The 22,177-nt window shown below is 67.8% G+C and carries 20 protein-coding genes and 2 tRNA genes; 13 read left to right on the forward strand and 9 right to left on the reverse strand.

The genetic code is table 11. From position 1 onward, the window contains the following. Positions 1–111: 111 nt before the first annotated feature. The gene (locus H609_RS0103015) at positions 112–1,398 is read left to right on the forward strand and encodes a DEAD/DEAH box helicase (protein ID WP_018880972.1); all 1,287 of its coding nucleotides are present in this window, start codon (positions 112–114) and stop codon (positions 1,396–1,398) included. A 32-nt stretch (positions 1,399–1,430) separates the two neighbouring features. On the opposite strand, the gene H609_RS0103020 is transcribed toward H609_RS0103015, so the two are convergent. The 3 genes from H609_RS0103020 to H609_RS0103030 all read right to left on the reverse strand — a co-directional run bounded on the left by H609_RS0103020 (position 1,431) and on the right by H609_RS0103030 (position 2,184). Beyond that, positions 1,431–1,506, reverse strand: a tRNA-Thr gene (locus H609_RS0103020). 63 nt (positions 1,507–1,569) lie between these two features. Then, positions 1,570–2,007 carry a Fur family transcriptional regulator gene (locus H609_RS0103025; RefSeq protein ID WP_018867680.1) on the reverse strand — a complete coding sequence of 146 codons (438 nt, stop codon included), beginning with the start codon at positions 2,005–2,007 and terminating at the stop codon, positions 1,570–1,572. 103 nt (positions 2,008–2,110) lie between these two features. After that, positions 2,111–2,184: transfer RNA gene (locus H609_RS0103030), tRNA-Gly, on the reverse strand. Positions 2,185–2,250: 66 nt separating this feature from the next. On the opposite strand from H609_RS0103030, the gene thiS reads away from it, so the two are divergent. From thiS to trmB, 3 genes are read left to right on the forward strand one after another with little or no spacing between them, the layout of a single operon-like run. Continuing rightward, the gene (thiS, locus tag H609_RS0103035; RefSeq protein ID WP_018867679.1) at positions 2,251–2,457 is read left to right on the forward strand and encodes a sulfur carrier protein ThiS; all 207 of its coding nucleotides are present in this window, start codon (positions 2,251–2,253) and stop codon (positions 2,455–2,457) included. 43 nt (positions 2,458–2,500) lie between these two features. After that, the gene (locus tag H609_RS0103040) at positions 2,501–3,307 is read left to right on the forward strand and encodes a thiazole synthase (protein WP_028484293.1); all 807 of its coding nucleotides are present in this window, start codon (positions 2,501–2,503) and stop codon (positions 3,305–3,307) included. A gap of 2 nt (positions 3,308–3,309) precedes the next feature. Then, entirely contained in the window at positions 3,310–4,038 is a 729-nt protein-coding gene (trmB, locus tag H609_RS0103045; RefSeq protein ID WP_028484294.1) for a tRNA (guanosine(46)-N7)-methyltransferase TrmB, read from the forward strand. A gap of 21 nt (positions 4,039–4,059) precedes the next feature. On the opposite strand, the gene H609_RS0103050 is transcribed toward trmB, so the two are convergent. Next, positions 4,060–4,920: a universal stress protein gene (locus H609_RS0103050; RefSeq protein ID WP_028484295.1), complete on the reverse strand. Its 861-nt coding sequence runs from the start codon at positions 4,918–4,920 to the stop codon at positions 4,060–4,062. 254 nt (positions 4,921–5,174) lie between these two features. On the opposite strand from H609_RS0103050, the gene H609_RS0103055 reads away from it, so the two are divergent. From H609_RS0103055 to H609_RS0103085, 7 genes are all read left to right on the forward strand, one after another. After that, the gene (locus H609_RS0103055; RefSeq protein ID WP_018878800.1) at positions 5,175–7,013 is read left to right on the forward strand and encodes an SLC13 family permease; all 1,839 of its coding nucleotides are present in this window, start codon (positions 5,175–5,177) and stop codon (positions 7,011–7,013) included. Positions 7,014–7,061: 48 nt separating this feature from the next. Then, a complete protein-coding gene (locus H609_RS0103060) occupies positions 7,062–7,952 on the forward strand; it encodes a phosphoribulokinase (protein ID WP_018876750.1) in 891 nt (296 codons plus the stop codon). Positions 7,953–8,086: 134 nt separating this feature from the next. Beyond that, positions 8,087–8,545: a hypothetical protein gene (locus H609_RS0103065; RefSeq protein ID WP_018867673.1), complete on the forward strand. Its 459-nt coding sequence runs from the start codon at positions 8,087–8,089 to the stop codon at positions 8,543–8,545. Then, entirely contained in the window at positions 8,542–9,672 is a 1,131-nt protein-coding gene (locus H609_RS0103070) for an FIST C-terminal domain-containing protein (protein ID WP_028484296.1), read from the forward strand. The genes H609_RS0103065 and H609_RS0103070 overlap by 4 nt, the downstream gene beginning before the upstream one ends. A 17-nt stretch (positions 9,673–9,689) precedes the next feature. Continuing rightward, positions 9,690–10,724: an NADP(H)-dependent aldo-keto reductase gene (locus H609_RS0103075; protein ID WP_028484297.1), complete on the forward strand. Its 1,035-nt coding sequence runs from the start codon at positions 9,690–9,692 to the stop codon at positions 10,722–10,724. Between the two features lie 10 nt (positions 10,725–10,734). Continuing rightward, on the forward strand, positions 10,735–11,517 hold the full coding sequence (locus H609_RS0103080) for a TatD family hydrolase (protein ID WP_028484298.1): 783 nt from the start codon (positions 10,735–10,737) through the stop codon (positions 11,515–11,517). Further along, positions 11,514–12,254, forward strand: coding sequence for a ThiF family adenylyltransferase (locus tag H609_RS0103085; RefSeq protein WP_018867669.1), 741 nt, complete (start codon positions 11,514–11,516; stop codon positions 12,252–12,254). The genes H609_RS0103080 and H609_RS0103085 overlap by 4 nt, the downstream gene beginning before the upstream one ends. Before the next feature lie 152 nt (positions 12,255–12,406). On the opposite strand, the gene H609_RS0103090 is transcribed toward H609_RS0103085, so the two are convergent. The 4 genes from H609_RS0103090 to glyQ form a co-directional block, all read right to left on the reverse strand. Continuing rightward, a complete protein-coding gene (locus tag H609_RS0103090; RefSeq protein ID WP_018879234.1) occupies positions 12,407–13,048 on the reverse strand; it encodes a hypothetical protein in 642 nt (213 codons plus the stop codon). After that, the gene (locus tag H609_RS0103095; RefSeq protein ID WP_018867667.1) at positions 13,038–13,793 is read right to left on the reverse strand and encodes a 1-acyl-sn-glycerol-3-phosphate acyltransferase; all 756 of its coding nucleotides are present in this window, start codon (positions 13,791–13,793) and stop codon (positions 13,038–13,040) included. Before H609_RS0103095 ends, H609_RS0103090 begins: the two co-directional genes overlap by 11 nt. Before the next feature lie 9 nt (positions 13,794–13,802). After that, positions 13,803–15,884, reverse strand: a complete 2,082-nt coding sequence (gene glyS / locus H609_RS0103100; protein ID WP_018876756.1) for a glycine--tRNA ligase subunit beta — start codon at positions 15,882–15,884, stop codon at positions 13,803–13,805. A 62-nt stretch (positions 15,885–15,946) separates the two neighbouring features. Further along, on the reverse strand, positions 15,947–16,891 hold the full coding sequence (gene glyQ, locus H609_RS0103105; RefSeq protein ID WP_018867665.1) for a glycine--tRNA ligase subunit alpha: 945 nt from the start codon (positions 16,889–16,891) through the stop codon (positions 15,947–15,949). Between the two features lie 162 nt (positions 16,892–17,053). Between glyQ and H609_RS0103110 the strand changes: the two genes are divergently transcribed. Continuing rightward, a complete protein-coding gene (locus H609_RS0103110) occupies positions 17,054–18,277 on the forward strand; it encodes a cation diffusion facilitator family transporter (protein ID WP_018876757.1) in 1,224 nt (407 codons plus the stop codon). A 218-nt stretch (positions 18,278–18,495) separates the two neighbouring features. Then, entirely contained in the window at positions 18,496–19,905 is a 1,410-nt protein-coding gene (gene glnA / locus H609_RS0103115; RefSeq protein ID WP_018867663.1) for a glutamate--ammonia ligase, read from the forward strand. 243 nt (positions 19,906–20,148) lie between these two features. On the opposite strand, the gene asnB is transcribed toward glnA, so the two are convergent. Continuing rightward, on the reverse strand, positions 20,149–22,167 hold the full coding sequence (gene asnB / locus H609_RS0103120) for an asparagine synthase (glutamine-hydrolyzing) (RefSeq protein WP_019584314.1): 2,019 nt from the start codon (positions 22,165–22,167) through the stop codon (positions 20,149–20,151). Positions 22,168–22,177: the final 10 nt, after the last annotated feature.

Genomic DNA, 22,177 nt, shown 5'->3' on the forward strand with positions numbered 1-22,177 from the left:
GAGCCCTCATGACTTGGGTTGGGGGAACAGCCCGCACCGCCGGCTGCTCGGCCTTACTATCGACGATCAGCGCCGGACAGTTCAAGTAACAGGCAGCACCCGAGGAACCCGATGACCGAAACCGCCCAGGACACGCCCCGCTTCGACCAGCTCGATCTGCCCGAACCCGTCCAGGCGGGCATCCGCGCCACCGGTTTCGAGACCTGCACCCCGATCCAGGCGCAGACATTGCCGATCGCCCTGGCCGGGCGCGACGTCGCCGGCCAGGCGCAGACCGGGACCGGCAAGACCGCGGCCTTCCTGATCGCGACCTTCAATCGGCTGTTGCGCCAGGCGCCCTCGCCGAACCGCCGCCCCACGGACGTGCGCGCCCTGATCCTGGCGCCGACCCGCGAACTGGCCATCCAGATCCACAAGGATGCCGAGTCGCTGGGCGCGGAGACGGGGCTGAAGCTGGCCCTGGCCTACGGCGGCACCGGCTACGACACGCAGCGCGAGCAGCTCGAGGCCGGGGCGGACATCCTGATCGGGACACCGGGGCGCATCATCGACTACTTCAAACAGAAGGTCTTCGGCCTCAAATACACCGAAGTGGTGGTGCTGGACGAGGCCGACCGCATGTTCGATCTCGGCTTTATCAAGGATGTGCGCTTCCTGATGCGCCGCTGCGCACCCCCCGGCGAGCGCCTGTCCATGCTGTTCTCGGCCACGCTGTCCTACCGCGTGATGGAGCTGGCCTTCGAGCACATGAACAACCCGGAGAAGGTCCAGGTCGAGGCCGAGACCCTGACCGCGGACCGCGTGCGCCAGGTGATCTACTACCCGGCCAACGACGAGAAGATCCCGCTGCTGCTGGGGCTCGCGCGTGACCTGGAGCCCGAGCGCGCGATCGTGTTCGTGAACACCAAGCATGGCGCCGAGAAGGTCTGCGACTGGCTGAACGCGAACGAGCAGAAGGCCGCCCTGCTGTCGGGGGACGTGCCACAGCGCAAGCGCCAGACCCTGCTGGAACAGTTCGCCTCCGGGGAGTACCGCTTTCTGGTGGCCACCGATGTCGCCGCGCGCGGGCTGCACATCCCCGCGGTCAGTCACGTCTTCAACTTTGACCTGCCGCAGTCCGGCGAGGATTACGTGCACCGCATCGGGCGCACGGCCCGCGCCGGCGCCGAGGGCGACGCGATCAGCTTCGGCTGCGAGGACTCGGCCTTCTACCTGCCGGACATCGAGAGCTATCTGGGCGAGCGCATCCCCACTGCGAGCGTCGACCCCGAGCGGCTGTTCCAGGATGCCGTGAAACCGAAGCCGCGTCCGCGCAAGCCGCGCGACGATCGGCGCGGAGGTGGCCGGGGTGGCCCGCGCTCCGGCGGCGGTCGCCCGCAGCGCGGCGGCCGAAACTGACGCAGACGCGCCGCACCGGGCGCAGGGGAAAATGGTGCCGGCGAGAGGAGTCGAACCTCCGACCTATCGATTACGAATCGATTGCTCTACCAACTGAGCTACACCGGCGAAGCGCGACATGATAGCGGGGGCCGGGATCGACCACAATCCGGCGGGGCCGGACGACCGGATTCAGGAGCGCCGGCTGCCCACACGGATGACGACATCCACACCCTGCAGTTCCTTGCCTTCCGGCAGCGGGGGCAGGTCGGAGATGTCGATCCGCGCCGGGTCCACGTCTTCCAGTTCACCGGTATCGGTATGGAACAGGTGGTGGTGCGGATTCAGGTTGGAGTCGTAGAACAGCTTCGCGGGGTCGATCAGGACCTCGCGTACCAGGCCCTTCTCGGCGAACAGGTTCAGGGTGTTGTAGACCGTGGCCTTGGAAACCCGCGAGGAATGCCGCACCAACTGCGCGAGGATCTGCTCGGCGCTGAGGTGCTGATGGCGGGCGAACATCACGCGGGCAATCTCGACGCGCTGCTCGGTCGGGGAAATCGCATGTTCGCGCAGGAGCTCGCGCGCCGCGTCGACCGACAGCAGATCCGGATTGTGGGAGTCGATGTTCATGATTCCGAAGATATAACAGGGCTCTGGAGCAAGTCCATATCCCGCCCCTGAGACAGGTCAAGGCGATCGATACGGCCGGGAAGCCTGATAGAATACGAAAAGATGGAGCGGGTGATGGGAATCGAACCCACATTAAGAGCTTGGGAAGCTCCCGTTCTACCATTGAACTACACCCGCTTGAGCCGGCGATTGTAGGCCTTGTCGGCCTCCGGCTCAACGGTCCTGAACGCCGGACGAAGAACCATGCAGATCCAGCTGAACGGCGAACCCTTCGAGCTCCCCGACGATCGCGAGGCCACGCTGGCCACGCTGATCGAGGCACGCGGCCTCGGTGGCCGGCGCCTGGCAGTGGAGGTCAACGAGGAGCTGGTGCCGCGCAGCGAACACGCCGCGCACCCACTGTATCCCGGCGATCGCGTGGAGATCGTGCAGGCGATTGGGGGCGGATGAGTCCGAGCCCCCGTCCGTAACTACTTTCAACGAAGGAATTACCATGACCGAACCGGCCGCCGCGTCTGCCGACGATCTCTTCCGCGTGGGCTCGCGCGAGTTCACCTCCCGCCTGCTGGTGGGCACCGGCAAGTATCGCGACCTGGACCAGACCCGCGATGCCATCGAGGCCAGCGGCGCGGAGATCGTGACCGTCGCGATCCGCCGCACCAACATCGGCCAGAATCCGGACGAACCCAACCTGCTGGACGTGATCTCGCCGGAGCGCTACACGCTGCTGCCGAACACCGCCGGCTGCTTCAACGCCGAGGACGCCATCCGCACCTGCCGCCTGGCGCGCGAGCTGCTGGACGGGCACAACCTGGTGAAACTGGAGGTGCTGGGCGACGAAAAGACCCTGTACCCGGACGTCTTCGAGACCGTGAAGGCCGCCGAGACCCTGGTCGCCGAGGGCTTCGACGTAATGGTCTACACCACCGACGACCCGCTGCTGGCGAAGCGCCTGGAAGAGATCGGCTGCCTGGCGATCATGCCGCTGGCCGCGCCGATCGGCTCCGGGCTGGGCATCCAGAACCGCTACAACATCCGCGAGATCGTCGAAAACGCCACGGTCCCCGTGCTGGTGGATGCCGGCGTCGGTACCGCCTCGGATGCCGCCATCGCGATGGAGCTGGGCTGTGACGGCGTCTTGATGAACACCGCCATCGCCGCCGCCGACAACCCGGTGATGATGGCCTCGGCCATGCGCCACGCGATCATCGGCGGGCGCCAGGCCTTCCTGGCCGGGCGCATGGCGCCGCGCCGCTACGCCTCGGCCTCCTCGCCGCAGACCGGCCTGTTCTTCAGCTGAACATGGTCGAAACGATCGATTCCGCGGCGGACGGGAAGCCGTTCTACCGACGTATCCGCAGCTTCGTGCGCCGCGAGGGCCGGCTGACGCCGGGCCAGCAACGCGCGCTGGACGAACTGCTGCCGCGCTTCGGCCTGCAGCTCCCGGAGCCCGCGGCGCCCCTGGATCTGGGGGCGGTGTTCGGGCGCACGGCGCCGGTCACGCTGGAGATCGGCTTCGGCGACGGCGAGAGCCTGGCGGAGCAGGCGGACCAGCAGCCGGAACGCGACTTCATCGGCACCGAGGTGCACCGGCCCGGGGTCGGGCATCTGCTGCGCGAGGTGGAACAGCGCGGCCTGACCAATGTACGCGTCAGCGACGCCGATGCGGTGGAACTGCTGGAGCACTATCTGGCGCCGGGCAGCCTGGACTGCGTACAGGTGTTCTTCCCCGACCCCTGGCACAAGAAGCGCCACCACAAGCGGCGCCTGATCCAGCCGGCCTTCGTGCGTCATCTGGCGACGCGTATCCGGCCGGGCGGGCGGCTGCACCTGGCCACCGACTGGGCCGAGTATGCCGAGCACATGGTCGCGGTGATGCAGGAATGCGCGCCGTGGTTTGCGCCGGACGGCCCGGTTCCGGCGCCGGGTCGGCCGCCGGAACGCCCGGTGACGAAGTTCGAGCGCCGCGGGGTCGGCCGCGGCCATCAGGTCGCCGATCTGCTCTACCGGCGGACGAACGAACCCGCCTGAGGCCTCAGGGAACCGCTGATTTCAGGGTTTCCCTGAGGCGTTCTTGACCACCAGCACCGGGCACTCGGCCCCGCCGATCACGCGCTCGGAAACACTCCCCATCAGCAGGCGCTTGAGGCCGGTGCGGCCATGGCTGCCGAGCACGATCAGGTCGCGCTGGTCGCGCCGGGCGATCTCCACCAGCGCGAGCTCCGGCCGGCCTTCCTCGGTGGTGGCATCCGCCTTCCGGCCCTGCTCGCGCGCCTCGCCCTGCAGGCGCTGAACCGCCGCCACGCCCTCCTGGCGGCGCTCGTCGCTCTGGCCCGGCACCGCCACCGTGGCGATCGTCAGGGGCAGGTCGCAGTAACCCGCCAGTTCGATCGCAGCCCGTACCGCCTGGTCGCCCAGTTCGGAGCCGTCGGTCCCGACCAGCAGCCCGCGGTGCGGGGCCTCGGCACCGCGCGGGACGACCATCACGTTGCAGGGCGCCAGACCGATTACCTTGCGCGTGGCGTCGCCCACCATCAGGCGTGACAGATCGCCCCGGTCACGCCGGCCGATCACGATCAGGCCGGCCTTGTACTCCTCGGCAATGGCGACGATCTCCTGATGCCGGTCGACCCCGTGGCGCAGGATCATCGAGGCGTCGATGCCCGCCTCGCGGGCGCGCTTCTCCAGCGCATCCAGATCGGCCTGGCCGGCCACGCTCGCCTCGTGGCTGCGCGGCGGCGACAGGGCGTCGTGCTGGGTGTCCGTTGGAATGATGCGGGCGACCACCAGGCGCGCGCCGCAGCGCTGCGCCAGGTCCAGCGCCACATTCTCGGCGGCTACGCTGAATTCGGAACCATCCGTCGCCAGGACAATGGTCTCGAAACGGCACAGCGGGGCATCGGATTCGGACATACGGGGTCTCCACCTGGACTTTTTGCTCAGCATAACCGACATGCCGGCAAACGCCAGCACGGCGAGTGCCATGGCGCAGCCATCCACGGCGCGTTTTTTGCGTCCGTGCCCGCGGGATGAAATAATCCCGCGCTTTCAAGGGAAAGGCGGAACCCGTTTCCTCCGACCCGCCTCGGCGCCCGCGCCCGGCGCGCGTCCCCTTCGGCTTCCGGCCACGCGCCGTCCGGCGCGGGTCTTCAGGACACGACTGGAACATGGAAAACCTTACGCTGACCACCGAGATGATCGTGGTGCTCGCGCTGCTCGCGTTCACGATCTTCCTGTTTGTATCCGAAATCATCCGGGTGGACCTCGCGGCCATCTCGGTGATGGTGCTGCTGGGCCTGCTGACGCTGGTGCCAGGGCTCGGGATGCTGGTCGGCCAGGAGGAACTGTTCAGCGGCTTTGCCTCCAACGCGGTGATCTCGATCATCGCGGTGATGATCATTGGCGCCGGCCTGGACAAGACCGGCGTCATGCACAAGGTCGCGGCGTTCATCATGCGGGTGGGCGGCACCACGGAGAAGAGCATCATCCCGACGGTCTCCGGCACGGTCGGCGTGATCTCCAGCTTCATGCAGAACATCGGCGCCGCCGCGCTGTTCATGCCGGTGATGAGCCGCATCTCCAACCGCCTGAACATCCCGCTGTCGCGCCTCCTGATGCCGATGGGCTTCGCGGCGATCGTGGGCGGCACCATCACCCTGGTCGGCTCCAGCCCGCTGATCCTGCTGAACGACCTGCTGCCCTCCGACATGGAGCCGTTCCAGCTGTTCGACGTGACCCCGATCGGCCTGGCCCTGCTGGCCACGGCGATCGTCTATTTCGTGCTGCTGGGGCGTTTCGTCCTGCCCTCGGTCAAGACCAAGTCGGCGCAGCGCGAGAACGCGCAGGACTACTTCCAGCGCGTGTACGGCCTGTCCTACGAGATCCACGAGCTGTTCGTCCCGGAAAACGACCCAATGGTCGGGCGCACGGTGGCCGAGATCGAACGCGAGACCGGCATCGCGATCGTCGGGACCTACGTCCGCGACGAGCTGCGCATGGCGCCGTGGACCGGCTACGAGATCCAGGCCAACTCGCATCTGGCGGTGCTGGCCAGCCCCGCGCGGATGGAAAAGCTGTGCGAGGGCACGCGCAAGCGCCCCTCGACGAATCTGGACGTGTTCGCCAACGCCCTGGACAGCGGACGTTCCGGGGTCGCCGAGGTGGCGATCGCGCCGGGCTCGAACCTGGCGGGCAAGACCGTGACCGAGCTGGCCATGCGCCAGACCTACGGGCTGTCGGTGATGCGCATCCAGCGCGGCAACGAGACCTATGGCGAGGGCCTGCGCGACATCCCGCTGGAACCGGGCGACATCCTGGTGGTGCACTGCACCTGGGAATCCCTGGCGCGCCTGGAACAGGATCGCGACTTCGTGGTGATCACCTCGGACTACCCGCACGAGGAACTGCGCCCGTCCAAGGTGCCGCATGCCCTGTTCTTCCTGGCGTTGACCGTGGGCCTGATCGTGTTCACCGACCTGATGCTGTCGGTGGCCCTGCTGACCGGCGCGCTGGGCATGATCCTGACCGGCGTGATCAGCCTCGACAGTGCCTATCGCGCGGTAAGCTGGAAGACGGTGTTCCTGCTCGCCTCGCTGATCCCGCTGGGGATGGCGGTGGAGAACACCGGTACCGCGGCATGGATCGCGCAGAACACGCTCGAGATGCTGGGGACCGTGCCGCCCTGGGTGCTGCAGGCGACGATCTTCGCGCTGGCCACGTTCTTCACTCTGGTCATGTCCAACGTCGGCGCGACCGTGCTGCTGGTGCCGCTGGCGATCAACTTCGCGATCGCCGCGCAGGCCGCGGGCATGGACGCCGACCCGCGCGTGTTCGCGCTGACCGTCGCGATCGCGACCTCGAATTCCTTCCTGATCCCGACCCACCAGGTGAACGCCCTGATCATGGGCCCCGGCGGCTACCGGGTGAAGGACTATATGAAGGCCGGCGGCATCATGACCATCCTGTTCGCCGTGGTCGCCATGTTCATGCTCAATCTGATTTTCTAGGCTTTCTTTCAACGACCTTTGTGCAACCCGTTTGCAAGGAGAAATCCCATGTCCCAGAAGCATCCCGTGATTGCGGTGACCGGTTCCTCGGGTGCCGGCACCTCCACCGTAAAGCGCTCCTTCGAGTCGATCTTCCGTCGCGAGCAGATCAACCCGGTCGTGATCGAGGGCGACAGCTTCCATCGCTATGACCGCAAGGCGATGAAGGAAGCCATGCAGAAGGCCGCGGACGAGGGCAATCACCACTTCTCGCACTTCGGCCCGGAGGCCAACCTGTTCGATCGCATCGAGGGCCTGTTCAAGACCTACGGCGAGACCGGCCAGGGCGAGAAGCGCTACTACCTGCATTCCGACGAGGAAGCCGCGCAGCACAACCAGCGCCTCGGCACCAATCTGGGCCCGGGCGAGTTCACCCCCTGGGAAGAGATCCAGCCGGGCACCGACCTGATGTTCTACGAGGGCCTGCACGGCCTGGTCGTGGACGGTAACGTGAACGCCGCGCAGCACGTGGACCTGGGCATCGGCGTAGTGCCGATCGTGAACCTCGAGTGGATCCAGAAGATCTTCCGCGACAACGCCGAGCGCGGGTATTCCGCCGAGGCCATCGTGGACACGATCCTGCGGCGCATGCCGGACTACGTGAACTACATCACCCCGCAGTTCGGCTACACCGACATCAACTTCCAGCGCGTGCCGACCGTGGACACCTCCAACCCGTTCATCGCCCGTGCGGTCCCGACCCCGGACGAGTCCATGGTGGTGATCAGCTTCAAGGACCCGACGAAGTTCGGCATCGACTTCCCTTACCTGCTGAACATGATCCCGGACTCCTTCATGTCCAACCCCAAAACCCTGGTGGTCCCGGGCGGGAAGATGAGCTTCGCGATGGAGGTCATCCTCGGCCCGATCATCCACGACATGCTGTCGCGTCGCGGCTGATTTGCCGGGAGGCGCCCGCCCGGCGTCTCCCCGGCTCCCGGGAAGTTCCCCAGCCCCGCTCCGGCGGGGCTTTTTTCGTTTCGGGCCCGCCATTCCGCTAGGATTCAGGCTTTAACGGACAGGACGGAGTAGGCGTGTTCGGACTCTTCGGGCCGCGGCCGGCCCAGCAGATGGAGCGCTTTCGCGGCCGCTACACCGGTCGCTCGCTGATCGTTCACCAGGGCTTCACCGGCGACTGGCTGGAGGAGCTCCTGAAGCAGCCGGGCGGCGGCGGGCACTTCCGCATCGACAGCCGCCCGCTGCCACGACGGCGGCCGAGCCCCGTGGAGTGGCTGGTGCAGACCCATATCCTGCCACTGGAGCTGCCGCAGCCCCTGTTTCTCGACGTGCGCGAGGACGCCATCCTGGTCCGTCACCTGATGCGCGGGGACCACGCGGTGCATCCCTCGGAAATCGCCTGGTTCCTGGAAGAACTGGACACCCGCCACCACGCCCGCCTGGTCTTCACCGAAGACGGCGGCCTGAACGCGCACCCCGGCCTGCCGGTCGACGACAACGAGGCCCTGAGCATGCTGGAGCAACTCGGTTTATGACCAATGCCTTTCGCAGTGCCACCGCCCGCGGCGATGAACCCCGGGCCCTGGCCGACGCCCTGATCGCCGAGCTGGGCGAACAGCCGCCGCGCGCCGGGGATCAGGTGCGGGTCGGCTTCATCTACCTCTCCGACGCGCTCAGCCGCCACGCCCGCACCCTGCTGAAACACCTGCGCGAGGGGCTGGGGGTGGATCACTTCGTCGGCGGCATGGCCATGGCCGTGATCGGCCCGCACGACGAGCTCTACGAACAGACCGGCGCGACCCTGATGATCGGCGAGTTTCCGGCCGCCAGCGTCCGCGTGATCTATCACCCGGTGCGCGGCTTCGACGAGCTCGTGAAGGAACTCGACGGGTTCCTCGACCCGCAGACCCCGGGCCGGCTGATCCTCAACGCCGACCCGCGCATGGAAGGGCTGGAGGGCATCCTGACCGAGATCGGCGAGCGCACCGCCTGGTTCGCGACCGGCGGCGTCAACTCCGGGGACGACGGCGTGGTGCAGATCGCCGACGGCGTCGCCGCCTCCGGCATCACCGGGCTGGCGCTGCGCGACGATGTCCCGATCGCCGCGCGCCACAGCCAGGGCTGCACGCCTCTCCCGGGCCAGCACGAGCTGACCGAGACCTGGCGCAATATCATCGTGCGCCTGGACGGCCAGCAGGCCCTGCCGGCGTTCAAGGGCATCATCGGCGATGTGCTGTCGCGCGACCTGGAGCGGGCACTGGGCTACATCCTGGTGGGCTTCCCGATCCAGGGGTCGGACACCGGCGACTACCGCGTGCGCAACATCATCGGGATCGACCTGGACCAGCAGGTGCTGGCCGTCGGCGAGATGCTCGAGCCGGGCTCGCAGATCCTGTTCGTGCGCCGCGACGGCCAGGCGGCCATCGAGGACCTCGAGCGCATGCTGGAGCAGATCCGCGCCCAGGCGCCCAACGGGATTCGCGGCGCGATCTATGTCTCCTGCGTGGGGCGCGGGCGCCACCAATTCACCCAGGAAGGCACGGAACTGGGCATCGTGCAGAAACACCTGGGCGACGTGCCCCTGGTCGGCTTCTTCGCCAACGGCGAGATCTTCGCCAACCGCCTGTACGGCTATACCGGGGTCCTGACCCTGTTCACCTGAACCGCCAAGGGGACCGCATGCAATACCGCAAACTGGGACGCACCGAGATCGAGGTCAGCCTGATTGGCCTGGGCACCATGACCTGGGGCGAGCAGAACACCGAGGCCGAGGCCCACGAGCAGCTGGACTACGCCCTCGACCAGGGCGTAAACCTGATCGATGCCGCCGAGATGTACCCGGTCCCGCCGCGCGCGGAGACTCAGGGCCTGACCGAGAGCTACATCGGCAACTGGCTGGCCAAGCGCGGCAACCGCGATCAGGTGGTGCTGGCCAGCAAGGTCGCCGGCCCCGGCATGATCGACTACCTGCGCGGCGGTCCGCAGCTGAATCGCGAACACATCGAGCAGGCCCTGAACGACAGCCTCCGGCGCCTGCAGACCGACTACCTGGATCTGTACCAGGTCCACTGGCCGGCGCGCGCCACCAACTTCTTCGGCCAGCTCGGCTACATCCACAAGCCGGATGATGCCGCGACCCCGATCGAGGAGACCGCGGCGGCACTGAAGGCGGTGGTCGAGAGCGGCCGCGTGCGCACCATCGGCATCTCGAATGAGACCCCGTGGGGCTTCATGAAGTGGATCCGCGCCCATGACCGTGGCCTGTCCGAGCGCATCGTCTCCATCCAGAACCCCTACAACCTGCTCAACCGCAGTTTCGAGGCGGGGCTGGCGGAGATGGCCATCCGCGAGGATGCCGGCCTGCTGGCCTACTCGCCGCTGGCCTTCGGCATGCTCTCCGGCAAGTACCTGGACGGGGCAAAGCCCGAGGGGGCACGCCTGACGCTGTTCGAGCGCTTCCAGCGCTACAGCAACGAATCCGGCCTGGCCGCCACCGCGGAGTACGCACGTCTGGCGCACGAACATGGCCTGACCCCGTCCCAGCTGGCGCTGGCCTTCGTCAACCAGCAGCCCTTCGTGACCAGCAACCTGATCGGGGCGACCACCATGGAGCAGCTGCGCGAGAACATCGCGACGGTGGACATCACCCTGTCCGACGCCGTGCTGGAGGCCATCGAGGCCATCCACGCCCGCTATACCTACCCCTGTCCGTAGGCCACCCCCCATGAACCTGATCGATACGCATGTCCACCTGGACCTGGACGCGTTCGATCCGGATCGCCCGGCCGTGCTGGACCGCGCCCGCGCCGCCGGGGTTCAGGAGCTGGTCCTGCCCGGCGTTACGCGGGCACGCTGGCCGGACCTGGAGGCCCTGTACCGCCAGCACGCGGGCCTGCATGTCGCCTACGGCCTGCACCCGATCTTCCTGCAGGACCATGCGGACGCGGACCTCGACGCGCTGGAGGCCTGGCTGGACACGCACCCCGAGACCATTGCGGTCGGCGAGATCGGGCTGGACGGCTATCAGGAGGGTCTCGACTGGGACCGCCAGTGGCGGTTCTACACGCGGCAGCTGGCCATCGCGCGCGAACGCGACCTGCCGGTGATTATCCACAGCCGGCGCGCGCTGGACGCGGTGCTGAAGGGCCTGCGCCAGCAACCAGGCCTGACCGGCATCCTGCATGCGTTCATCGGAAGCCCGCAGCAGGCCCGCCAGGCGGCCGACCTGGGCTTCTGCCTGGGCATCGGCGGCCCGGTGACCTTCGAGCGGGCGCAGAAGCTGCACCGCGTGGTGCGCGACGCGGCGCTGGAGACCCTGGTGGTGGAGACTGATGCACCCGATCAGCCCCTGGCCGGACATCAGGGTGAGCGCAACGAACCGGCGATGACGGCCGAGGTCAATCGCCGGCTCGCGGCCCTGCGGGACATGGATCCCGAAGAGATGGCTATAATCACGTCACAAAACGCACGCCGGGTCCTCCGGCTTCCGACCGGTCCCGACGCATGAGTCCCGCCGCCCCCCACAATCCCTACACCGAACGGACCGACCTGCTGCTGGGGCACGAGGTTGCGGCCGGCCTGCGGGACCGGCATGTGTTCATCGCCGGTCTCGGCGGGGTCGGCAGCTACGCCGCCGAGGCCATCGCCCGCGCCGGCGTCGGTCGCATGACCCTGGCGGATCACGACGTGGTGGGCGCCTCCAACCTGAATCGCCAGCTGGTCGCGCTGCGCTCCACCGTGGACCGACCCAAGACCGAGATCATGGCGAACCGCATCCACGACATCGATCCCGAAATCGAGCTCACGATCCGCCACGACTTCCTCCAGCCCGATACCGTCGGCGACCTGGTCCCGGAGGATGCCGACTTCGTGCTCGACGCGATCGACTCCATCGTCTGCAAGGCCGCGCTGGTCGCGACGGCCCAGGCGCGCGGGCAGGGCGTGATCTCGAGCATGGGGGCCGGCGGGCGCATCGACCCCACCGCCGTGCGCGTGGGGCCGCTGGCGGGGACGCGCGTGTGCCCGCTCGCGCGCCAGATGCGCAAGCGCCTGCGGCGCCTGGGCGCGCATCTCGACTACCCCGTGGTGTTCTCCATCGAACAGCCGCGCAAGGGCACCGAACACCGCCCGGTGGGGGACGGCGGCCGGCCGCGTTCGGTCAACGGCACGATCTCCTACCTGCCCGCGATCTTCGGCCTGACCGCCGCCGGCCACGTAATCCAGAGCCTGATCGCCCGCGCCTGACCGCTATACACGGCTTGCTCCGTCAGACCCCTGCACCCACGGGTTCCGTCCTGCCCTGTGGGAGCTCAGCCCCCTGAGCGATACGGCCCGACCCCATCGGCCAGAGGGCTGGCCTCCTACAGGCCAAGACAACCCGCCCCCCTACGAAGATGCTATTCGTCGAATACCGCCTCGATGCGGGCCTGGATGTGCTGGTCGGCGTCCGGGCCATACTGCGTGGTGGCGGGATCGAAGCGGTCGCAGAAGGCATAGGCAAACTTCAGGTCCTTCACGCCCAGGGCGCCGAACAGGCGCGCCTCGAAGGAATGGTCCTCCGGATTCTGGGTCAGCGTGGGCCAGCCATCCGCCCCGGGTGCCAGCGCCGGGCCAAAGAACACGACTCCCGGCAGGTTCTTCAGGCGCAGGGCACAGGTGCCCTCGGTCACCCCGGCCATCGGCAGGAAATCGATGGTGCGCGAAAGGCGCTGCTTGCGGTTGAAGGCGATATCGATCTCGCCGCCGGCCGCGCGGATCGCCGGGGCCTCCGCCTCGAACGCCAGGGTCTCGAGGCCAGCCGCCCGCCAGGCCTCCAGGTCCTGTGCCCCATGGCGGCTGGGCAGGAACAGGTAGGCGGGCCTGGTGATGGCCCGGATCGCCGCCAGCAGGGGTTCCGAATACGCCGGCGCGTTGACCAGGATCCCGCCCAGTTCGAGGTCGTCGATCAGCCAGACCGCCGGCGAACCATCCCCGATGCGGTAAATGGTCCGGTCACGCAGTTCGACCAGCGGCGCGCTGATCACGGGTTCATTCGCCATGTGCGGGCTCCGATGACGGACGGGCGGGACGCGGCTCGATCCCGGCCATGGTGGTCTCGATCCATTCTTCGGCCTCGGCCAGCACCTCCACCGGCTTGCGCCCGGCGGTCTCGATCGGCGGGCCGATCACCACCTCGATGGTGCCGGGGTAGCGCCGGATGCCCTTCTTCGGCCAGAAGCTGCCACTGTTGAGCGCCACCGGCAGCACCGGGTAACCGGTACGCGCGGCCAGCATCGCGCCGCCCTGGCGGTAGCGCCCGTGTTCGCCCGGGGCCACGCGCGTGCCCTCGGGGAACACGATCACCCAGCGGCCCTCGTCGAGGCGCTGCCGGCCCTCGGTGACCAGATTCTCCAGCGCCTGGCGCCCGCCTTCGCGGTCGATTGGCACCGGATCGATCATCGCCAGCGTCCAGCCGAAGACCGGGATACGCATCAGCTCGCGCTTGAGCACCCAGGTCTGCATCGGGAAGATCGCGACGAAGGCGACGGTCTCCCAGGCCGACTGATGCTTGGACAGCACCACATGCGGGCGCGACGCATCGATGTGTTCGGCGCCGCGCACCCGGTAGTCCACGCCACAGGTCACCCGCAGCCACCAGACATTGAAGCGCCCCCACTGCGTCAGCACCCGGTAGCGGATGCGGCGCGAGAACGGCCAGATCAGCGGTGGCACCAGCACGCCGAAGACCAGCATCGAGCTGATGAACCCGAGCTGGAACAGCAGACCGCGGATCAGGGGCAGCATGCGGCGGCGCTATCCCGTGGCCAGGCGGCCGATGTCGGCCACGGTCTCGAACGCGCGGCGCAGTTCACGCAGCAGGGCCAGACGGTTGCGCCGCTCGGCGGCATCTTCGGCCATCACCATCACCTGGTCGAAGAAGGTATCGACGCGATCGCGCAGGCCCGCCAGCTCGCCCAGGGCGTGCAGGTAGTCACCATCGGCCACCGCCTGCTCGACGCCGGGACGCACCGCCTGCAGGCCCTGGTAAAGCTGACGCTCCTCGTCCAGCGCCAGGGCCTCGGGGTCGAGGTCGGCCTCGGCCTCCTCGCCGGCCTTGCGCAACAGGTTGTGGATGCGCTTGTTCGCCGCAGCCAGGGCCTCGGCCTCCGGGCGCTCGCGGAACAGGCTGACCGCGCGCACGCGGCGGACGAAGTCCAGCGGGGTATCGGGCGCGACCGCGGCCACTGCCTCGATGGTCTCGTGCGCCTGGCCCTGCTCCAGCAGGTAGCCGCGCAGGCGCTCCAGGATGTACTCGCGGACCGGCTCCACCGCCTGGTCGGCCTCCGGCACCCGTTCGCGGATCGGCTCGGCCGCGGCCTGCAGCAGCGGGGTCAGGGCCAGCGGCAGTTCGCGCTCGACCAGGATGCGCACCAGTCCCAGCGCGGCGCGGCGCAGGGCGAACGGGTCCTTGGTACCGGTGGGCTGCTTGCCGATCGCGAAGATCCCGACCAGCGTGTCCAGGCGGTCCGCCAGCGCCAGGGCCTGGGCCAGCGGGACATCCGGCAGTTCCGAACCGGACTGGCGCGGCCAGTAGTGCTGTTCGATTGCAGCCGCGACAGACTCATCCTCGCGGTCGTGCAGGGCGTAGTAGCGGCCCATCGTGCCCTGCAGTTCGGTGAACTCGAAGACCATCTGGGTCACCAGATCGCACTTGGCCAGGCGCGCGGCGCGCGCGGCCAGCCCGGCATCCAGCCCCATCAGGCCGGCCAGGCGCTGCATCAGGGCCTCCAGCCGCACGGACTTGTCGCGCAGCGTGCCCAGGCGCTTCTCGAACACCACGGAGTCCAGCGCATCCAGCCGTTCCTCCAGACGCTTCTTGCGGTCCTGCTGCCAGAAGAACTCGGCATCGGCGAATCGCGGGCGCAGCACGCGCTCGTTACCGTCGCGCACCGCATGCGGGTCGCGCGACTCGATGTTGCTGATGACGATGAAGTGCGGCTGCATGCGCCCGGCCTCGTCGACCACCGGGAAGTATTTCTGGTTGTCCTGCATGGTGGAGATCAACGCCTCCTGCGGGACATCCAGGAAACGCGGGTCGAAGCCGCCGGTCAGGGCCACCGGCCACTCCACCAGTGCGGTCACCTCGTCCAGCAGGTCGGCATCCACCAGTGCACGCCCGCCCAGGGCCTTGGCCTGTTCGTGCACCTGCGCCAGGATATTCTCGCGCCGCGCCTCGAACGACGGCTCGACAAAGCCGGGGCTGCGCAGCCGCTCGGCGTAGTCGTTGCCGCGCTTCAGCTCCAGCGCGCCGGGCTGGTGGAAGCGGTGACCATGCGTGGCCCGCCCGGCGGTCTGCTCCAGAACCGTCATCTCCAGCACCTCGGTCCCGTGCAGGACCACCAGCCAGTGCGCGGGGCGCACGAATTCGGTGCGGCTGCTGCCCCAGCGCATGCGCTTGGGCGTGGGCAGGGCTTCGAGCGCGGCCTCCAGCATCTCCGGCAGCAGCTCGCCGAGGGCGCGGCCCGGCTGCATCTGGCGAAAGACCAGGTATTCGCCCTTGTCGGTGGTCTCGCGCTCCAGGCGCTCGACCTCCACGCCGCAGGAGCGGGCAAAGCCCAACACCGCCTTGGTCGGCTCGCCGGCGTCATCGAAGGCGGCGGCCACAGCCGGGCCGCGACGCTCCTGCAACTGGTCCGGCTGCTGCCCCGGGACGTCCGGGAACAGCACCGCCAGCCGGCGCGGGGTGGCGAAGGTCTCTGGCACGCCCGGCTCCAGCCCGGCCTCGCTCAGCCGGTTGGCCAGGCCATCGGCCAGGGCGTCACGCAGGCGCGGCAGGGCGGCGGGGGGCAACTCTTCGGTGCCCAGTTCGATCAGGAGTTCGCGGGCTTCAGCCATGTCGGGTCCGTGTCGGGTCCATCACGACCGCGCGCAAGGGCGCGCGATCCGGGAAATAGGGTTCAGGCGGCGTCGGGCTTGTTGGTGTCGTCATCGGCGCACAACGGGAAGCCCAGGGCCTCGCGCGACTCGTAATACTTCTGCGCGACGTTTCGCGACAGCTCGCGCACGCGCAGGATGTAGCGCTGGCGCTCGGTGACCGAGATCGCACCGCGGGCATCCAGCAGGTTGAAGCTGTGCGAGGCGCGCAGCATCTGCTCGTAGGCCGGCAGCGGCAGGCCCAGCTCGATCATGCGGTCGCTCTCGTTCGCATGCTGATCGAAGGCGGCGAACAGGGCGTCGCGGTCAGCGTGCTCGAAGTTGTAGGTGGACTGCTCCACCTCGTTCTGGTGATAGACGTCGCCGTAGGTCACCGGGCGGCCGTCCGGGCCGACGGTCCAGACCAGGTCGAATACGCTCTCCACCCCCTGCAGGTACATCGCCAGGCGCTCCAGGCCGTAGGTGATCTCGCCGGACACCGGGTGGCAGTCCAGCCCGCCGACCTGCTGGAAGTAGGTGAACTGGGTGACCTCCATGCCGTTCAGCCAGACCTCCCAGCCCAGGCCCCAGGCGCCGAGGGTCGGAGATTCCCAGTTGTCCTCGACGAAGCGCACATCATGGGTGAGCGTGTCGAAGCCCAGCGCCTCCAGGGAGCCGAGGTAGAGGTCCTGGATGTCCGGCGGCGACGGCTTCAGCAGCACCTGGAACTGGTAGTAGTGCTGCAGGCGGTTGGGGTTGTCGCCATAGCGCCCGTCGGTAGGACGGCGGCTGGGCTGCACGTAGGCCGCGCGCCACGGCTCCGGCCCGATGGAGCGCAGGAAGGTCGCCGGATGGAAGGTGCCGGCCCCCATTTCCATGTCGTAGGGCTGCAGGACCACGCAGCCGTGGTCGTTCCAGTAGTCCTGCAAGCGACGGATCAGGTCCTGGAAGGTGGGGCTGCTGCTGGACGGGGTGCGTTCGTGCGCCATGCGGGATCCCGGGTCAGGGCAAAGCGGACAGTATATCGGCCCGGCTTCGGCCGCGGCCACCGTCAGCGTCAGCGCGAAACGCGGAGACGCCCGCGCGAGTCGGCACTTCCCTGTGGCGGCAGACGGTTTTGCGCCAGCCGGGAAGGCGCCCATACTGGAGGCTTGATCCGGTTCGGGAGAACCGCCCTGAGCGAGCCCCACGCCAATTCGGAGCCGACGGTGACCGCGGAGAACGGTCAGCGCTACCGCGACACCCGCCGAGTGACACTGGTGGGCGCGACCGTGAACAGCTTTCTGGCCGTCGCGCAGCTGCTCAGCGGCTGGCTTCTGAACTCGCAGGCGCTGGTCGCGGACGGCGTGCATACGCTGTCGGACCTCATCACCGACGGTGTCGTGCTGTTCGCCGCGCGCAAGGCTGCGGCATCCCCCGACCAGGACCACCCGTACGGCCATGCCCGCATCGAGACCCTCGCAACGGTGATCGTCGGGGTCTTTCTGGCAGCCGCGGGGCTGGGGATCGCCTGGGCAGCCGGCAGCCGGCTGGTCGACCCCGAGGCCATGACCGGTCCCGCCAATATGGCCATCTTCTTTGCCGCGCTGACCCTGGTCGCGAAGGAGGGCCTGTACCAGTACACCCACCGAGTGGCGAAGCGCCTGCGCTCGCGGATGCTCGATGCCAATGCCTGGCACCACCGTACGGATGCAATCTCGTCGCTGTTCGTACTGGTCGGCGTGGGTGCGGCGGTGGCGGGCTTCCCGTGGGCGGACGCCCTGGCGGCGCTGATCGTCGCCCTGTTCATCCTGCATATCGCCGGGCGCCTGATCGTGCGCGCCGCGGCGGAGCTGATCGACACCGCGCTGGAGCCGGAGAAGGTGGATCGCATTCACCGCACCATCCTGGACGTGCCCGGGGTGAAGGATGCGCACATGCTGCGCACCCGCCGCCACGGCAGCGACGTGGTGGCCGATGTGCACATCCAGGTCGCGCCGATGATCTCGGTCTCCGAGGGGCATCGGATCGCCGATGCGGTGTTCCATTCGGTGACCGACGAGCATGAGCGGGTCAACGACATCACGGTGCACGTGGACCCGGAGAATGACGCGGAGCAGGCGCGCAGCTCGACGCTGCCGTTACGGCCGGTACTGGTAGAGGCCCTGCGCGAGGCCTGGGCCGACACCCCGGAGCTGGACGCGGTGGAGCACCTGTCCCTGCACTACCTGGGCGGCCGGGTGCACATGACGCTGACCCTGCGCCTTGACGGGGCAACCGCGGCCCCGGATCTGGAGGCGCGGGCCCGGGCCCTGGCCGACCGGCTGCACGGCCACCCGCAGGTGGGCGACATGCTGGGCGAGGTCACGCTACTCTATCGTCCGTGCACTCATTAGGTGCGGCACACCCCAGCAAGCACTATCGTTGTGCGTATACGGCACCATGATGGTGCAAAACGGAGGCGGCGCGGCACCCGGGGTGCCCGTTTTTCGCGCGCCCGGGCCGAATCGGGCCGGATGGCATGATGCCTGCATAATGACCCACGAAGCCGTGCAGGGGCCAAAAGGCCGGCCGGCCAAAATCGAAGACTCAAGTGAAGACCAAGGAGACCCCCATGTCCGCAGCCGACGTGCTGAACCAGATCAAGGAAAAGGAAGTGCGCTTTGTCGACTTCCGCTTTACCGACTCCAAGGGCAAGGAACAGCATGTGACCATGCCGGCCCACGACATCGACGAAGAGACCTTCGAGGAAGGCAAGATGTTCGACGGCTCCTCGATCTCCGGCTGGAAGGGGATCAACGAGTCCGACATGATCCTGATGCCGGACGCCGAGTCGGCCGTGATCGACCCGTTCTTCGAAGACATGACCATGAACATCCGCTGCGACGTGGTTGAGCCGGCCACCATGCAGGGCTACGACCGCTGCCCGCGCTCCCTGGCGCGCCGCGCCGAGGCCTACCTGCAGAGCACCGGCATCGCCGACACCGCGCTGTTCGGTCCGGAGAACGAGTTCTTCATCTTTGACGACGTGAAGTGGGGTACCAGCCTGTCCGGTTCCTACTGCCGCGTGGACTCCCAGGAGGCGTCCTGGAACTCCGAGCGCGTCTACGAGGACGGCAACATCGGGCACCGCCCAGGCGTGAAGGGCGGCTACTTCCCGGTCCCGCCGGTCGACAGCCTGCACGACATCCGCTCCACCATGTGCGAAGTGATGACCGAGATGGGTCTGGAGACCGAGGTGCACCACCACGAGGTGGCCACCGCCGGCCAGTGCGAGATCGGCGTGGGCCCGGCGACCCTGACGCAGAAGGCCGACGAGGTGCAGATCCTGAAGTACGTGGTGCAGAACGTGGCCCACATCCACGGCAAGACCGCGACCTTCATGCCCAAGCCGATCGTCGGCGACAACGGCTCCGGCATGCACGTGCACCAGTCGCTGTCCAAGGACGGCAAGAACCTGTTCTCCGGTGACCTCTACGGCGGCCTGTCCGAGACCGCGCTGTACTACATCGGCGGCATCATCAAGCACGCCCGTGCGCTGAATGCCTTCACCAACCCGTCCACCAACAGCTACAAGCGTCTGGTGCCGGGCTTCGAGGCGCCGGTGATGCTGGCCTACTCCGCCCGTAACCGCTCGGCCTCGCTGCGTATCCCGTTCGTGATGAACCCGAAGGCGCGCCGGATCGAGCTGCGCTTCCCGGACTCCACCGCCAACCCGTACCTGGCCTTCGCCGCGATGCTGATGGCCGGCCTGGACGGTATCCAGAACAAGATCCACCCCGGCGACGCGATGGACAAGAACCTCTACGACCTGCCGCCGGAAGAGGAAAAGGGCATCCCGCAGGTCTGCCATTCGCTGGACCAGGCGCTGGAAGCCCTGAACCAGGATCGCGAGTTCCTGACCCAGGGTGGCGTGTTCACCGACGACATGATCGATGCCTACATCGACCTGAAGATGGAAGACGTCACGCAGATGCGCATGACCACCCATCCGATCGAGTTCGACATGTACTACAGCCTGTAAGGCACCCGCTTCCGGCCCCTCGGGGCCGCGAGGCCCATCCGCCGCCGCGCCCTCCGGGGCCGGCGGCTTTTTTGTGTCCGGGCTCGGGCTCCACGAGGACCGGCGGGCCACGCCCCGATCGCCGCCACGACCGGCGATGCCGGATCGGGCATCGCAAAAAAAGCCCCGCGGATGGTCGATCCGCGGGGCCTTCTCGTGTGGCACCGGAAGGGCTCTCCCGGGCCTCTGACCGGTCATCGGCAATCAGGCGTGCCAGCCGAACTCCTCGGCCTTCTGCTGTGCCAGCGCCGGGATGTCGGTGGCGACGAACTTCTCGTACAGCACCTGCACCCCGATCATGTGGTTGATCACCGCGTCCAGCTGGACCTGGGTCGCGGCCGGGGTGTCCTCGGACTCGTGCAGCTCGAACACCTGGCGCACGCCCTCCGGATCCAGCAGACCGGCCTCCTCGACCTTCTCCGGCGCGAGGTAGCGATCGGCCAGGGCCTTCATCGCGGCCCACTTGACCGGGTCGGTATGCGCCGGCGGTGCCATGAACGCGAACTTCTCGCGCTCGTAGAGCACCTTCGGCAGCAGGCCCTTCATCGATTCGCGCAGCACGTACTTCTCGGTGGGGCCCTTGATGCGCATGGTCGGCGGCAGGTGGGCGGCGAACTCGGCCAGGTGGTGATCGAGGAACGGCGGGCGCGCCTCCATCGAGTTGGCCATGTCCATGCGGTCGCCGCCCCAGGTCAGGATCTGGCCCTCCAGCATGGTCTTGATCCAGACGTACTGGGCCTTGTCCAGCGGGTGCCGGCCTTCCAGCATGTCGTTGTCCAGGGCATCGGCGATCGCCTTGCCCGGCTGGTAGCCCTGCATGCGCTCGCGGCGCTTCGGATGCAGCAGGCCCGGCACGTGGTCAGACGCGGCCAGCCACGGCTGCAGGCAGGACGGGGTGAAGCCCATCATTCGGGTGAACTCGGGGTCATCCACCTCGTCCTCGGCCAGCATCGCGCCGGAGACCAGCTCGTTGGACTCGTTCAGCATCTGCTGCCAGGCCTGACGATCGGCCTCCGGCAGGGTATCCAGCCCGTGCAGGAACATGTCGCGGCGGAACGCCGGGTAGCCGCCGAACAGCTCGTCCGAGCCCTCGCCGGTGACCACCACCTTGTAGCCGGCCTTGTTCACGTGGCGGCTCATCAGGAGCTTGGCCACGCCGAGGGTGTTGTAGATGGTGCGCTCGGCGTGCCACAGCGCCTCTTCGAAGTTGTCGTAGAGGTGGTCGGCGTTCAGGGTCATGATGTCCTGATCGGCGCCGACACTCTCGGCCATCTCGCGGGCGATCGCGGTCTCGTCGTAGTCGTCGTTGTCGAAGCCGATGGTGAAGGCCTTGACCGGCGACTGCTGGCTGGCCGAGGCCAGCCCCAGGGTGATGCAGGAGTCGATCCCGCCGGAGAGGTAGCAGGCCACCGGCACGTCGGCCTCCAGGCGCAGCTGGACGGCCTCCATCAGCTTCTCGCGCACGCCCTCGATCCAGTAGTTCTCGTCGGTCTCGCTCTCGGGCGGGCGCTCGGAGGCCAGCGGGAAGTCCATGTCCCAGTACTTCTCCTGGCGGATCTTCAGCTTGCCGTGGGCGCGCTCGACGATGACCATGTGGCCCGGCTTCACCTGGTGGATGCCCTCGAAGGCGGTGGTGCCGGGCACCATGGTCTGCATCAGCTGGTGGTACAGGCCGTCATCGGCGAACTGGCGCGGCACATCGGGGTTGGCGAACAGCACCTTCAGTTCGGAGCCGAACACGAAACTGCCGTTGGCCTCGGTAAAGTACAGCGGCTTGATGCCGAAGCGGTCGCGGATCAGGATCAGCCGGTCGTGCTTGCGGTCATACAGCGAGATCGCGAACTCCCCGCGAAAGTGCTTCACCGCATCCTCCAGCCCCTCGCGCTGGTACAGGTGCATCACCATCTCGGAATCGCTCTTGGTGCGGAACTTCACCCCGCGCGAGGTGAGATCGGTGCGGATGCGCTTGTAGTCGTACAGCTCGCCGTTGACCGCGGTCATGATCTCGCCGTTGGTCATGCAGAACGGCTGGCGCCCGCGGTTCTCGTCAAGGTCGATGATCGACAACCGCGCGTGGGAGAATCCCACGCCTCGGTCGTCCTGCGTCTTGTAGCCGAAGCCGTCAGGACCGCGGTGATACTGGATCGCGGCCATGTTGACCAGGGTCTGCGGGTCGACCTTGCGGTCCGGGTCGGCGTGAAAGATTCCGGCGATGCCACACATGGCATGTCTC

Source organism: Thioalkalivibrio sp. ALE17 (assembly GCF_000425605.1).
Taxonomy (GTDB): domain Bacteria; phylum Pseudomonadota; class Gammaproteobacteria; order Ectothiorhodospirales; family Ectothiorhodospiraceae; genus Thioalkalivibrio.

Coding starts and splice junctions, on each gene's coding strand:
- H609_RS0103015 (WP_018880972.1), top strand. CDS start 112: ATGACCGAAACCGCCCAGGACACGCCCCGCTTCGACCAGCTCGATCTG.
- H609_RS0103025 (WP_018867680.1), bottom strand. CDS start 2,007: ATGAACATCGACTCCCACAATCCGGATCTGCTGTCGGTCGACGCGGCG.
- thiS (WP_018867679.1), top strand. CDS start 2,251: ATGCAGATCCAGCTGAACGGCGAACCCTTCGAGCTCCCCGACGATCGC.
- H609_RS0103040 (WP_028484293.1), top strand. CDS start 2,501: ATGACCGAACCGGCCGCCGCGTCTGCCGACGATCTCTTCCGCGTGGGC.
- trmB (WP_028484294.1), top strand. CDS start 3,310: ATGGTCGAAACGATCGATTCCGCGGCGGACGGGAAGCCGTTCTACCGA.
- H609_RS0103050 (WP_028484295.1), bottom strand. CDS start 4,920: ATGTCCGAATCCGATGCCCCGCTGTGCCGTTTCGAGACCATTGTCCTG.
- H609_RS0103055 (WP_018878800.1), top strand. CDS start 5,175: ATGGAAAACCTTACGCTGACCACCGAGATGATCGTGGTGCTCGCGCTG.
- H609_RS0103060 (WP_018876750.1), top strand. CDS start 7,062: ATGTCCCAGAAGCATCCCGTGATTGCGGTGACCGGTTCCTCGGGTGCC.
- H609_RS0103070 (WP_028484296.1), top strand. CDS start 8,542: ATGACCAATGCCTTTCGCAGTGCCACCGCCCGCGGCGATGAACCCCGG.
- H609_RS0103075 (WP_028484297.1), top strand. CDS start 9,690: ATGCAATACCGCAAACTGGGACGCACCGAGATCGAGGTCAGCCTGATT.
- H609_RS0103080 (WP_028484298.1), top strand. CDS start 10,735: ATGAACCTGATCGATACGCATGTCCACCTGGACCTGGACGCGTTCGAT.
- H609_RS0103085 (WP_018867669.1), top strand. CDS start 11,514: ATGAGTCCCGCCGCCCCCCACAATCCCTACACCGAACGGACCGACCTG.
- H609_RS0103090 (WP_018879234.1), bottom strand. CDS start 13,048: ATGGCGAATGAACCCGTGATCAGCGCGCCGCTGGTCGAACTGCGTGAC.
- H609_RS0103095 (WP_018867667.1), bottom strand. CDS start 13,793: ATGCTGCCCCTGATCCGCGGTCTGCTGTTCCAGCTCGGGTTCATCAGC.
- glyS (WP_018876756.1), bottom strand. CDS start 15,884: ATGGCTGAAGCCCGCGAACTCCTGATCGAACTGGGCACCGAAGAGTTG.
- glyQ (WP_018867665.1), bottom strand. CDS start 16,891: ATGGCGCACGAACGCACCCCGTCCAGCAGCAGCCCCACCTTCCAGGAC.
- glnA (WP_018867663.1), top strand. CDS start 18,496: ATGTCCGCAGCCGACGTGCTGAACCAGATCAAGGAAAAGGAAGTGCGC.
- asnB (WP_019584314.1), bottom strand. CDS start 22,167: ATGTGTGGCATCGCCGGAATCTTTCACGCCGACCCGGACCGCAAGGTC.